Annotated in this window: 4 protein-coding genes; 2 read left to right on the top strand and 2 right to left on the bottom strand. The window is 55.8% G+C overall.

Annotation, left to right across the window (positions count from 1 at the left end):
* Nucleotides 1–326: 326 nt before the first annotated feature.
* Together EBA_RS05160 and EBA_RS05155 are read right to left on the bottom strand one after the other, a co-directional pair.
* Entirely contained in the window at nt 327–1,958 is a 1,632-nt protein-coding gene (locus EBA_RS05160) for a hypothetical protein (protein ID WP_192373662.1), read from the bottom strand.
* A 32-nt stretch (nt 1,959–1,990) separates the two neighbouring features.
* Nucleotides 1,991–2,845 carry a hypothetical protein gene (locus tag EBA_RS05155; RefSeq protein ID WP_192373661.1) on the bottom strand — a complete coding sequence of 285 codons (855 nt, stop codon included), beginning with the start codon at nt 2,843–2,845 and terminating at the stop codon, nt 1,991–1,993.
* Between the two features lie 366 nt (nt 2,846–3,211).
* On the opposite strand from EBA_RS05155, the gene EBA_RS05150 reads away from it, so the two are divergent.
* Nucleotides 3,212–13,582, top strand: a complete 10,371-nt coding sequence (locus tag EBA_RS05150; protein WP_192373660.1) for a filamentous haemagglutinin family protein — start codon at nt 3,212–3,214, stop codon at nt 13,580–13,582.
* A 188-nt stretch (nt 13,583–13,770) separates the two neighbouring features.
* Nucleotides 13,771–14,574, top strand: coding sequence for a sulfite exporter TauE/SafE family protein (locus EBA_RS05145; RefSeq protein ID WP_225615921.1), 804 nt, complete (start codon nt 13,771–13,773; stop codon nt 14,572–14,574).
* Nucleotides 14,575–14,750: the final 176 nt, after the last annotated feature.

Here is a 14,750-nt window from a genome sequence, read left to right as displayed (position 1 = left end):
TTTGAATGAACTACGGCCTTATCAAGCCACACCCATCGGCGGAAGGCGGCACATCCTTGTGCCTTTTCAAGCCGGCCAAATCCTTATGGCATCAACTTGAGGTTTTGCTTGTTAACGCTATCTTGTATGTTGGATAGCCTCGACAACCGCCCGCGACCTCCTGTGACTCGGCGGCATAAAACTGGTTTGCTTTGCTTGTACATCTAAGAAGGGTGCACATCCTTGTGCGATCCAAGCCCACCAAATCCTTATGGCATCAACTTGAATTTCCAGACAGTGTGGCTACCGTTGCGGTAACCGGGGACTCGCTCCTTTCATACCCATCCCTAGCGCAGCTCAACCGTGCCGTAATCCGGATTGACCACCGGAATCGCACAAGCGTCGGGCGCACCATTTAGAGAGCGCGTGTAGGGCGTAACTGGGTTAGCTGCGCTCCAGGTAGCAGGCGGGGTATGGCCGTTTGCACTCAATGCGATATAACCGGCTTGTCCCCAGCTATGGTTACTCAAGGTGCCGTTGCGGCTAACGATGGTGGAAGGCAAACTGCTGTAGTCTTTCAAAGCCACCAAAGCTTTGCCCTGATTTGCGCTGACATTGTTTTTCCAGGACAACGCATATTCGCCCACCAAGGGATAATGGCCCAGATAGACTTGTTCACCGGTCGGCAACGCGCCGTCGATTTTAATGAACCGGTAATTCGCACCGCGGCTGGCATTGCGCTCGGTAGTTTGAATACTAATTGCCCACTGATTGCCATGCGGAATGCCGGTAGCCGGCGGATTGGGATACGGCGCCGGGTTGGTGGTACCAAACCAACTGTTAGTGCCATCGTTAAAATCTTTCAGGCAGTTATCCACAGCCCCCAGGCTGGTAGCGTACTGCACATCGGAAAACACCAATCCAGGCTCAACCAATTTTGGCGATGAAGTCCCCCCCAAACACGGGGATTTCAGTACACTAGCTAATAAAGCAACTTGCTGGCCGGCGCCGTTTTCGCGGCGGCAGACATGCACGGTGCTATCCAGAGGATTGGATAGCCCGCTAACACCTGCCGTGACGCCGTCCGCTACAACTTGCGTCAAATCCTTGGCGACACCGCCGACTTTGACTTTAAGCGTACTCCAATCGGAAATCGTACCGCTGAACAAGCTGACCAGAATTTCCTTGGACAGACTGGGAACGCAAGCCGCCGTTTCGTCGCCAACCGTGCAAGTAACGGGTAACGAACCGCTCTGAATTTGCGCATATTGCAAGGCGTTACGCAGTTTCAAGGTCACCGGCGTACCGATGATATGGCCACCCAATGCAAAGCTGTTATTCAGCGTGTTGGCGTCGATATCGGTAAAACCCGGCGTTACGTTGTCCACACCGTGAAACACATCCGCCGTGACATCTGAGGTCGCCGCTGTTGCGGTAATTCCAGGCGTGGCCGTGGTGCAGGAATAATTCCATTGAAATGTCGATCCGCCGGATGATTGCGAGCCGTTGAATGCGCTACAACCCGCCGTGGTCGGGCCTTGCAGATAAGTCAAAGGCGTGCCGTTAGCGACCGCATCCAAGCCAACGAAAGAAGCGCCGAGCCGCCGCCTGGAAATCCACAACCGGGTAGTATGGTGCGCCCCGGTACCGCCGGTTAAACCGGGGATTTTGGTGTCGTCGGTATTGCAGTAAATTGCCGAATATTGGTCATTGACGGCTTTGTCGGCAGTCGAGGGGGTGTAAAAATAGATATGTGTGGTTGTGCCGGCACCGGTAGTAGTGGCGTTATCGAGACATAAGGCATTGGCAACCGTGGTGCTGCCAACCAAAAAGCCGAAGGCCGGATCGTTGGATTGCGAACCGGGAATGTACAGACTAAGTTCCGGCGCGCCGGCGGCCGGCGTCAAAGCCCAAGCCTCGGCCATCGCCGCCAGCATAAGCCCGGCAGCCACCAATCGGGTTGGAAATGATGTAGACATTTTAAACTCCTAGATATAGATAATAGATACGGTCAAACTGCAGCAACGGCGCGTTTTTGCAGCCTCAATAGGCTGACCAAACCGCCCAGGAATAACCAGACCGCACCAGGCAACGGCACGGCGGTGACCGTGGGCGTCCAAACCAGTTTGGCATCAGCTATATCGAGGCTGAACTTGCCCTCCAACTTTTCGAATATAGCTCGTGTACTGGTACCGACAGTACCGCCCGGAGAATGAACGAAGTAGAAATCCAGTGTTTCATCTTCCACACCGCTATTTCTGACCTTTGCGCTGCCGTTCCAACCGCTAATACCCATGTTTTGGGTCCAAAACGTATAACCAAAATAAGAGGATGCACCGGTCGTCGTTACCTCACTGAGGTTGGCGGCATAGTCTGTCGCGGTAGCGCCGGGGTTTTGCGCAACTTCGGCGATGTTCAGTGCATTGGCTCTATCTCTGACCCGGCTTTCCCAAGTTCCCAGAGTACTCAGCGTAATGCCGCCCGGTTCGGTGGCACCGGTTCTACGGCTTAACAAAACGCCATTGGCAGAATTTGCAAAAGGCACATACGAATTGTTACCGGCTACATTGAATATCAGCGGATCGCTGGTGGTAGCCGCCCAGTTGATAAAACGCTGATCGAGCTGCCCGAAAGTAGTTGGCAAGTTACCGCTCAAGAAATTGCCTACCGTCACGCCCAAGTCGATACTGTAAGACGTTGAGGCAGCTTGATCCCAGACGTTCAAATACAACTCGCCAGCCGAACCGGTACCGCCGGCTTGAATTGACGAGGCACCATTGTTAATCGCCGCCTGCGCATTACTGATACCGGCCATCAGACATATAGCCGCCGCCAACTGATAACCTTGCCGTTTCACATTTTTCATACATATCCTCAAATTTAATGTAGTGGGACATCTGTCCCGTTAGCCACTCATCACCCAAACGCCTCTCGACATATCCTTGTCGTTCGAACAACTCCACCCATTTCGATCAGTATTAGCCATCCAACCGTTATTTCCCTGTGGGCATAACGTAATCGAGTTTTGTGATGCAGGTCAAATTAAATCCGTAAATTTATTATTCACCAAAAGGAAACAATATTTGTAATTTAAGAGTAATTATTAGTCATAATAGCGCTACATAATTTAATATCCTTGTCAATTGGCTGTTTTAAAGCGCTTCGATGGCTTGTAATTTCGATGTAAACGAGTAACCATATCGATAGTTCCAATACATATCGGCAATTCTTGATGAATCCGCTAGCTATCAGCATACCCATCGATGAAACATCGCTTCGCGTCAGTATCCGCAGGATTTTGACAGGCAGTGTATTGCTGGTGTCCGGCGTAATGGATGCGGTGGCGGACACTAGCCTGCCGGTTTCAATAAATGCCGGGGCCGGTAATCCCGCCGCCATTGCCGACCTGACCAGCCCGGCGCTACACCCCGGCATCAATGTCGGTCATGCCTCGGCCAGCTATAGCGCTGACGGCGAAAAATTAACCATCAACCAAACCACCGACAAAACGGTTCTGGATTGGCAAAGTTTCGATATTGCCGCCGGTAAAAGCGTGCAATACGCGCAACCGAGCAGTTCGTCGGTTGCGCTGAATAACATTCACCAGCTGGATGCCAGCAAGATTTACGGCAACCTGAGCGCTAACGGCCAAGTGTATTTGGTCAATGCCAACGGCTTCGTATTCGGCAACGGCGCTTCGGTCAACACCAACAGCTTGGTGGCCACCAATCTGAAAATCGCTGACGAGGTGTTTGCCCAAGGTATCAGCAAAGTGGTCGACGCCAATGCCAGCGCCAACAACACTGAACCGGTCGCGGCACTGGCTGGCGACGGTACCGTGTATCGCAACACCGGGAACGGCAATCGCGAGAAAATCCGCATATTGGTGGAGCCCGGCGCGCAAATTGCCGCCGCCTCCGGTGGCAGGGTGATTTTGGCCGCGCCGCTAGTGGAAAATCACGGCACCATCTCAGCGTCGGATGGACAGGTGATTTTGGCGGCAGCCACCGACAAGGTGTATTTGCAGGAAACCGACGACGACAATCTGCGGGGCCTGCTAGTGGAAGTAAAAACTGGCGGTGACGTAAAAAACGTCGGTAAGATTCTCACCGAACGCGGCAATACCACGTTGATGGGATTTGCGGTGACCCAGCAAGGCGTGATCTCGGCCAGCACCTCCGTGGCATTGAACGGCAGCGTTCGCCTGCTGGCTCGAGAAGGTGCCAATTTGGAGGCCAGCAACAATCGTTATCGACTCAAGCCACTCAGCACTTCCAGAGCATCGGCCACGGACGACGGCTTGGGCATACAGGCCAGCGTGACGCTGGAATCGGGCAGTCTAACGACGGTAACACTGGACTCCAGCGCCGGTGGCGCTGTTATCGGCCAAGCCCAGCCAAAATCCAAAATAGACTTGGCAGCTGGGCAAATCCGGATGAAATCCGGTGCGCAAATCGTTGCTCACAGCGGGGACGTCAGTCTAACGGCCAGCGCTACTCCATACAATCCGCTCAACGAAAGCTCAGCCAACAATGCCAGCCGCATCATCTTGGATGCCGGCAGCAAGATCGATGTATCCGGCGTGAAAAATGTTGAATTGCCGATGTCGGCAAACATCGTGGACGTGGAACTGCGCAACAACGAACTGCGCGACGCCCCGCTGCAAAAAACCGGTTTTCTGCACGGCAAAACCGTGCAGGTGGATAGCCGTATCGGCACCACTTTGGCGGATATTTCCGGCGCACTGGAGAAAGTGCAACATAGCATCGAAGAACGCAACATAGACGCCGGTAGCGTCAAATTGCAATCGGAAGGCGAAGTCATCGTCCAACAAGGCGCGGACATCGATATTTCCGGCGGCTCCATACACTATCTGGCCGGCAAGGTAACGACCAGCAAACTGCGCTCCAATAGCGCCATCTTCGACATCGCCACAGCCGATCCCAACCGCACCTATCAACAAATCCTCAGCAGCACGTTTTACCAAAACGAATATTACCAAGGCGGCGATGCCGGCAGTCTGATTATCAAAACCCGCGACCTGGGTTTATCCGGCAATTTACTGGCCGACACCGTCAACAGCGCATACCAGCGTACCGCCGATAAATGGGCAAGCGGTGGCACCTTGAGCATAGACACCGCCTGGTCCAATCAACACCAACAAGATATCGTGTTTATTAACGGTGCCGGCTACGCCTATGGCGCCGCATTAGATACCGCTGTGCCAATGTACCTAAGTAGCGCATTGTTCGCCCAAGGCGTAAACCACTTGACCGTCAGCAGCGGCGGCAAACTAAGCATACCGCAAACCACTAGCTTAAGCCTGTCCAAGGCGGGCAGTCTGTCGCTGCAAGCCGGCGAAATAGAGGTCTTGGGAAATATCCAGGCCCAAGCCGGCAACATAGCATTGATAACCCGGCGCGGCCTGGACCCCACCCGTGAGTTGAGCGGCCGATTACATCTGGCCACCGGCAGCGTTATCGACAGCAGCGGCAGCTGGATCAACGACCTTATCGATAGCAAAAGTGCGCAAACACTTAAGCCCTTGACGATAGATGGCGGGGATGTTCTGCTGCAAGCCCAGGGTGATCTGCTGCTGGATGGCGGCTCTAAAATAAGCGCCAACGCCGGCGCGGCATTGAACGCCACCGCCAAGACCCAAAATGGCCAAGGCGGTAATATCGACTTGGTCAGCGCCGGCCTGGCGCCCAGCGTGTTAAGCCTAGGCGCGACTTTGTCCGCGTACGCATTGCAGCAAGGCGGCGTGCTGAGCATTACCACCAACGGCATCCAACTGGGCGGCACCAGTAGCGACCCGCATGTCCTAAATCTGTCGCCGGCACTATTGCAATCCGGAGGCTTCAGCGGCTATCGGCTGACCGCCAACGCCGGCGATTTAACTATTGCCGCCGGCACCCAAATCCATTTACAACAAAGCAACTGGCAACTAAAAGCCACGGCTATCAAGGCCGTCAGTGGCAGCGACTTAAGCTCGCTGGTGCAACTAGCGATCTTGCCTGACGATATCCGCGATGCCGTCGATCTCAACTTAACTCTAAGCCATAACGCCAGCATAGCCGGTGGTTACGTTGCCGACCGGGCCATTCGCATCGACAGCAATGCCGCGATCATTGGTGATCCGGGCGCCGATTTTTCGTTACTGTCGGACGCCAACATATCTATCGACGGCTCTTTGATTGCACCGGCAGGAAAAATAAGCTTACAACTAAGCAGTCCGCCCAGCGCGCTGGATACGGGTTACAACCCTAAGCAGGCAATCGCCTTGGGCCATAACGCCCTTCTGAATACCGCCGGCGCCACAATCTGGACGACCAATGCGCAAAAACTGGCGTTAGGCAATGTGCTGGCCGGCGGCACGATAGACTTAAATGCCGAGCGCGGTTATATCCTGACAGCCGCCGGCAGCCGCATGGACGTATCAGGTAGCCAGGCGACGGTAGATATTGTGAATGCCAAGGGCAAAAGTAGGCAAACCCTGGCCTCCTCCGGCGGCACGATAAATCTGACAGCCGCTGAAGGCATGCTATTGCAAGGCCAACTACTGGGACGGGCCGGCCAGGGCAGTACAGCAGCCGGAACCGGTTCGGCCGCCGCCGGCGGCACGCTAAGCCTGACATTAAACGCCCAACACCGCGGCGAACCGGAAGGTCAAATCTTCACGACGGCAGATCGGGTGATCCATTTTTCCGCCGAACTACCCGGCTTAGCGGACGCTGCGCAACTGACCGCCAACGGCATTCCCGATACTTTTGAGGGCCAGGCCTATCTATCCGTCCGGCAAATTCAGCAAGGCGGCTTTGACTCGCTAAGCTTAGCCGCGTCAGTGATAGAACCCGACCAATATGCCAATACCCCTGATCGCCCCGAGCGTGGCGAGATCCGTTTCGAAGGCGAGCTTAGCCTGACGTTGGCGCAAAATATTAAACTGGATGCGCCGTTGATTAGCCACGTCGGCAACGGCCAAGTGATTTTAAACAGCAACACCTTTAGCCTGGGCTCCAGCTGGAACCGCGCCGCTCACGGTAATCTAGGCGCCGCAATCGGCAATGCCGGCCTAAGCATCAACGCCAAGCTCATCGATTTGTTCGGCTCCAGCGAAATCGCCGGCTTTGCCCAAACCAGCCTGAACAGTAGCGGCGACATCCGCTTAACCGGCATCAATCCCAACAGCGAAGCCGACTTGATCGGCGGCCTGAGCCTCAGCGGCAATCTTAGTTTGAGCGCCCGGCAAATCTATCCCACCACGCTCAGCAAATACAGCTTGAAGCTGGATGCTGCGCTAAACCCGAACGGTCTGATCGATATTCTGCCGGGCGTCGGCGATTGGTATACGCCGCTGTCGGCAGCCGGCCAGTTAAATATCACCGCGCCTAACATCTCCAGCCGCGGCGTATTATTGGCGCCGTTCGGCAACATCGCTCTCAAGGCCGACAAGTCCTTGACCTTGGCCGCCGGCAGCGTCACATCGGTCAGCGACGACGATGGTATCGTGATTCCGTTCGGCCGTACCCAGGGCGGGCTGGATTGGATTTACCCGCTGGGCACGTACAACAACATCCAAAACGGCACGCCGCAAAAAGCCATTACCCTATCCGCACCGGACATCGATCTGGCCGGCGGCGCGCTCGTCAACTTAAACGGCGGCGGCGATTTGTCGGCTTTCGAGTTCATCGCCGGGCCGGGTGGCAGCATCGATACTTTGGATTCCGCAGCGGCGGGCTACCAACAAAATTACGCGGTGCTGCCCAGCTATCACGCTGATTTTGCCGCCTTCGATCCGCTGGAATTCGCTAAGTCCGGACTGAACCCCGGCGACAGCATTTATCTCAGCGCCGACTCCGGTTTGGCGGCCGGATATTACCTGTTGCTGCCGGCGCACTATGCCTTGCTGCCCGGCGCCTACCTGATTACCCCGCAAGCCAATACAACCGATATGGCGGCCGGCACCAAGAATTTACGTACCGACGGTGCCAGTATCGTCGCCGGCTACCGTTATTCGGCCGGGACGAATATCGCCGACAGCCGCTGGTCGGGTTTTGCCGTTGAATCCGGCGCTATCGCCCGCAGCCGTTCCGAATATCAGGAAACGACGGCCAGCAATTTCTTCGCGAACGACTCGCTACCGCAAGACGCCGGCAATCTCAGCCTGTTAGCCGGCAACAGCCTGCAAATGGCCGCGCAAATCAGTGCCACCGCCGCGCCGGGCGGACTGGGCGGCATGTTGGACATCAGCGCGGATAGATTGGCCGTGGTGAGCAGCCGAAGTGTCGGCGTCGATCCCGGCACGGTACTCTTGCTCGCTGACGAATTGAACCACCTGGGTGTAGACAGCCTGTTACTTGGCGGCCGGCGTAGTCGCGGCAGCGCGCAAACCCAACTAACAGTCAGTGCGCAAACCGTGACAATAGCGGCTGGCAGTCATTTGCAAGCCCCGGAAATTCTGCTGGCAGCGAGCGATACAATCTCGGTAGCTAGCAACGCAACGCTAGCCAGCGCAGGAACACTCGGCCGCACCGACACCGATCTAAATGTCGTCAATACCGATGGCAGCAGCGATGGCGCCTTATTAAGGGTGTCGGCGGGTAGCCAGGCCAGCGTGGTGCGCGCCGCCGACGTGTTAACCCGCCAGCGCGGCACACTGGAGATTGCCAGTGGCGCAACCCTGACCAGTGCCGGTTCGCTATTACTGGATGCCAGCAAAGACACACGTTTTTCCGGCAATATCGCCATGAGTCAAGGGGAATTAACCCTGAGTTCCAGCCGCATCTCCCTGGGTGATACCGGCGGCACCGATGGACTGCGATTGTCGGCAGACACCTTAAACAAGCTGGGCGTAGACAAGTTGACGCTGAACAGCTTCAGTACCATAGATATTGCCGGCGACTTGAATCTGCAATTAAAAGATTTGGTTTTAAATGCCACGGGGCTTTACGGCTACGGCAACACCCAGCAGATTGCCGCCATCAATGCAGATAGCATCACCCTTAAAAACAGCGGCAGTGCGGCTGCGGCGTTGGCCGCCACCGGCAGCGGCCAACTCAATATGACCGCCAACAGCCTAACATTAGGTGGCGGCGACTACGTCTGGTCCGGTTTCCAAAACGTGGCATTGACCGGCCTAAACGCCATCGTCAACAGCAGCACCGCACATATCACTGCCGACAGCGATGTGACAATCGCCGCCCCTATTTGGACCGCTACCGCCGGCGCCAATACCTCGTTAAACCTAGGCAACCATGATCTGACCACACTGGCCGCAGGAAATGCCGCGAGCAGCAACGCTCTCGGCGCCAGGTTAAGTGTCACGGCCGAACAGATCAACCACCAAGGCCACATTGAACTGGCCTCCGGTATCGTTAAACTGGAAGCCGCTCAAGATCTAACGATCTCCGGCAGCATAGACACCAGTGGCCGCAACGTCGATCTGGCCGGCCACCATGTCTATACCGGCGGCGGCAGCATTTTCTTGAAATCCGCTAGCGGCGATCTATCGTTGACTGCCGATTCGCTGCTCGATGTATCCGGTAGTCTGCTCGGCGGCGATGCAGGCAGCTTATCGCTGCTTGCCGGATTGGGACATTTAAACTTGGCCGGCGAGATACGCGGCACGGGCTATCAAGGTGCGAGCGGCGGCAATATCAACATGGACGACACAAGCGTTTCGCAGGCTAATTTCTCCGCGTTGAACAGCTATCTGGCGAATGCCGGCTTTAACGGCGACTGGAACATCCGCCAACGTAGCGGCGACCTGACTGTCGCCGCAGGCGATTACGTCAAAGCCGGCAATCTCAATCTAAGCGTCGATACCGGTAAGCTGGACGTGTTCGGCACTTTGGATGTGGGCGGCCAGCAGGCCGGCAACATGCGGTTATCGGCTGGCGACAGCGTGAATATCCTGGCCGGCGCCAAACTCAATGCGGCATCAACCGCAACCGGCAAGCAAGGTGGTTCGGTGGTTTTAACATCTTTGGATGCTGATAAGGACGGCGATCAAGGCGTGACTGTCGCCACCGGCGCCACGATCGATGTCTCCGGCGGGGCGAATGGTGCCGGCGGCAGCGTCGAAGCCGTGGTCAACCAGCTCGGTAACGATGATGCGGCGGTATCGATAGCCACCGGCAGTGTGCTGGGCGCCCATACGTTGAATATCATCGCGACCGCACACTACCAAGACATACCGCTAAGCAATAGCCAAATTGGCACATGGCGCGGAGAAACCCAGCAATACCTGAACGCGGCGGCAGGAAATGCCGACCTACAACAACGCCTGGGCGGTTTTAATTTACAGCCGGGTGTGGATATAGTCAGCAGCGGCGATTTGACCTTGGATTTGAGCGAATCGCTGACCGGCAGGAGCTGGACGCAACAGTCAGGCTCGATATGGACAAGCTCGCTACAGGATGCAGCCGGCGTGGTGAGCGCCCTACAGCAAACCGGCAGTAACGGTGTGGTCCGCAATTTAACCGCAGCCACCAGCAGTTTGTTAACGGTGGATGGCAGTTATTATTTCGATGCCAACCCGCAATCAGCCACTTTCCGTACTCTATTTGTGCGGATTTTTCCGAACGCCGGCCCGGCCAATGGCAGATACAACCCCGGCAATATTGCCGGCAGCCTGATTTCTCATAACGGCTGGGACCTGGCCTTTCCTGACTCGCAAGGCCAAAGTTGGCATTTCGATAACGGTAGTCATGTCGGCGCACTCTCTCTGCGGGCTGCCGGCAATTTGCAGATAAACCAAACGCTCAGCGATGGCTTTGCCTTGTACGACGCCAGCCAGCTGGCCAACATGCTGGGTGTGAACGGCAATTGGCTGCGAACACTGGTATTGCAAACCGGCCAATCGTGGAATTACAACCTGGTGGCCGGCGCCGATCTAAGCAGCGCCGATCCGTTGGCCACGCAAACGTCGGCCGAGGCCGGTTCGTTAACCGTCGCGGCAAATACCAGCATCCGTACCGGCACCGGCGACATCGCTAGCGCCGCAGCCGGCGATATTACCCTGAGCGATGCCACATCGACCATTTACACCGCCGGCCGCGCCACCGACACCGAGCGCTGGGGCAGTTTCAGCAATGCCTTGGTCGCCGCGGCGTTTTTTGTGGAATATCCGTTCGATGGTGGCGACGTCAGCTTGAATGCCGGCGGCAATATCGTCGGCGCGGCCAGTCCGCAATTCATGTCCGACTGGCTGCAACGTACCGGGAACTGGGATCCCAGTAATGGGATTACCAGCCAAGACAGAGCCACAGCCTGGGGGATAATGTTCGACGGACTGGTCGTGCAAAATAGCGCAAACGCCCGCATTCAAAACTTGAAATTCGGTTTTAGAGAGAACATCGGCGCGTTGGGCGGCGGTAATGTCAGTATCAAGGCCGGCGCGGACATTCAAGATTTATCGGTGATGCTGCCCACCTCGGCAAAACCGGTCGGCGCTACGGAAAACGGTTTGATCGTCGAAAATCGTTGGCAACTGCAAGGTGGCGGCAATTTGGAGGTACGCGCCGACGGCGACATTTCCGGAGGGGTGTTTTACGTCGATAAAGGCACTGCCGATATACAAGCCGGCGGTGCCATCACCGGGGGTAGCCAATACACGGCCGGCCCGGTGTTTGCGTTGGGTGACGCCCAATTCAAGGTCCATGCCGGCAGCGGTATCGACGTGGGGACGGTGCTGAATCCGTTTTCATTACCGGCAGCCAAATTCCTGGACAAAACATCGTACTTCAGCAGTTATAGCGCCGACAGCGCCATCGAGTTGCAAACCCTGGCCGGTAATTTGGTATTGCATAACGATGTAGAGCCACTTGCTGAAGCCTACCAAATATTCGACCAGGCATCGCCCACCGGCCGGGCAATCTCGACGAGCGAGGACTATCCGCTGCTGAGCTTATACCCAGGCAATCTTAGCGCTACGGCGCTGAGCGGCGGTTTAAACATCATCAACTCGATGACCCTATATCCGGCTGCCGAGAGCAGCCTGGATTTACTGGCGAATAGCGATATTACCATCGGTAACGACAATAGCGGCACCCGCGTCAATCAATTGGATGTCGATCCGGCGCGATTACTGTCTGCCGCCCAACCAACCACGACAGTCTCCGGTGCAACCCGTTATCTATTTACCACGCCTTTCGGTGGCGATGCTGCCACCGTACACGCCACCCAAGCGATCCACCGTAACGACACCAGTCGCAACCGCATCATTGCGGCAAACGGCAACATTACCGGGATTGGCGACACGTTAGTAGCGGCATCCAAGGCTACCGAGATTTGGGCCGGACAGGATTTGTACAACCTGAGCCTGGCTATCCAGAATATCAATGCCGGCGATGTCACGACTATCAGCGCTGGCCGCGACATTGTGTTTCCGATTTTGCGCGATCCTGTCACTGGCGCGGTGCAAGGCTCTCCCGGCGGCATTCAGTTGGCGGGTCCGGGTTTGCTGAATATCTGGGCGGGACGCAATGTCGATCTAGGTAGCTCCGAGGGCATTACCACGGTCGGGCCTTTATTGAACTCGGCCCTACCGCAAACCGGCGCCGACGTGATTGTCCTGGCCGGCAGCCGCTTGCAGCGCGACAACCGGCCCTTGGAGGATTTTCTGAATGTCTATGTCGCCAACGGCGCTTACCGGGATCGCCTGGCCGAACTGAACGGGCAAACCAGCACAGCCGGCCGGCTGGCGCTGGCATTAGATATTTTGTTCACGGAAATTAGGGCCACGGCCGTCACCGCCGCCAGCTTGCCGGACAACGAAAAAGCCGCCGCCTACCAACGCGGTTACGCTGCCATCGCCCGCCTGTTTCCGAACAGCCCGTCGGGCGATATCCGGATGTTTTTTAGCCGCATCCAGACGCTGTACGGTGGCGACATCGATTTACTAGCGCCCGGCGGCATGATCAACGTGGGCTTGGCTTCGGCATTTACCGGGCAGAAAAGCGAAGATCAGTTGGGCGTAGTAGTACAAGGCGAGGGTAACGTCAATATCCTGGTCAACAACGACTTGCAAGTCAATCGATCCAGAGTGTTTACGCTGGACGGCGGCGACATCACGGCCTGGTCGTCGGAGGGAAATATCGACGCCGGCCGCGGTGCAAAATCGGCTATTTCAACACCCAAACCGACCATCAGCCTGGACGCCAACGGCAATCTGGTCGTGGTATTTCCGGCCACGGTGTCGGGCAGCGGGATTCGCGCGCAATCCGGATTTAATCGCAAACGCATCGGTAATGTTTATTTGGTGACGCCGCGCGGATACGTCGATGCCGGCGAGGCCGGAATCGGCGGCGGCAAAGTCATTTTGCCCGGTGCGGTTAGAGGCATAGATAACATTCAAATCGCCAACCCAGCGCCGGCCGCCGCTGCCCAAGTCAGCAACCCGATGATCGCCGGTGATGCCGCCGCTGCGGCTGCGGCGAAATCCGCGGCCGGCAAACCGTTTGCCGACGAGGAGGAGGAAACTATCGATAAACGCGCAAAAAAAACCGCGAAGGTGGCGGTTCTTGACAGCCAAGTGGTTGGCTTTGGCAAATGCAGCATTACCGATATACGCAACGGCGTACCAGGATGCGGCGGTTAAACCGATTTAGGCGATTTATGGAAATAAACGTACCCAAACCAAGCAATTTTCCGTTGACTGAGCGGAGCCGAAGTCAACCGTTTACTTTGGCTACTCCGGCTTCGCTCAGCACAAGTCCGCTCAGCGAACGACATATTTGGCATTACCAATGTTCTCAAAAATCACCTTATTTAAGAATGGAAGACACTATGTTGAACACAGAAGCCAAACACCCTAAACCCTATTCCGCCTTTACCGGCGGTGCGGCAATAGGCACTCTGGGCGGGTTGATAGGCCTGGGCGGCGCGGAGTTTCGCTTGCCTTTGTTAATCGGCCTGTTTGGTTTCGGTGCGCTGGAAGCGGTGATTTTAAACAAAGCCATGAGTTTAATCGTGGTCGCCAGTGCTTTGCCTTTCCGTACCGCGGATGTGCCGTTGCGCGAATTGGCTGCACACGCCGACGTGATCGTAACCTTGTTATCCGGCAGCCTGATCGGCGCCTGGCATGGCGCGAGCTGGGCCAGCCAATTGCAATCCAAATCCTTGTACCGGATCATCGCACTGGCATTGCTGGGTATAGCGGCGGCTTTGCTAAGCGCTCACGATGCATCAACGGCCACGGCTTGGTTAATTGGCTGGCAACAAACGGTAGTGGGCTGTATCGCCGGTTATGGCATCGGCATAGTCGCAGCACTACTGGGCGTGGCCGGCGGCGAATTGCTGATTCCCACTATCGTGCTGTTATTTGGGGTGGACATCAAAATTGCCGGCAGCCTGTCGTTGGTAATCAGCCTGCCGACTATGCTGGCTGGTTTCGGCCGTTACAGCCGCCATCAAAGCTTTTCGGTACTGGCGCAGCAAAAGGTTTTTATCGCACAGATGTCATTGGGTTCGATAGCGGGCGCCTTTTTCGGTAGCGAGCTATTATTCTATGTTTCCGTTAACATGCTATTACCCATATTGGCGGCCATTTTACTAATCTCGGCCTTTAAGATTTGGAGGAATGCCACATGAGGCAGACGATATATCCATGATCACACCGGACATTGTTTACCCAAACGTAATAAGCTCTTTGTCGATTTCGTTATTTACTTTTATACACAACGAATTAAACTACGTCCTTATCTACACAAATCGCCATATTCGTTTATGGAAACAGCAGCCCCGTGAATCCGATAATTTCCTGAAAC

The sequence above is a fragment of the Methylomonas albis genome (genome assembly GCF_014850955.1).
Lineage (GTDB): Bacteria > Pseudomonadota > Gammaproteobacteria > Methylococcales > Methylomonadaceae > Methylomonas > Methylomonas albis.
Note: the sequence above shows the minus strand (reverse complement) of the source record. Positions and strands in the feature narration are given on the sequence as shown.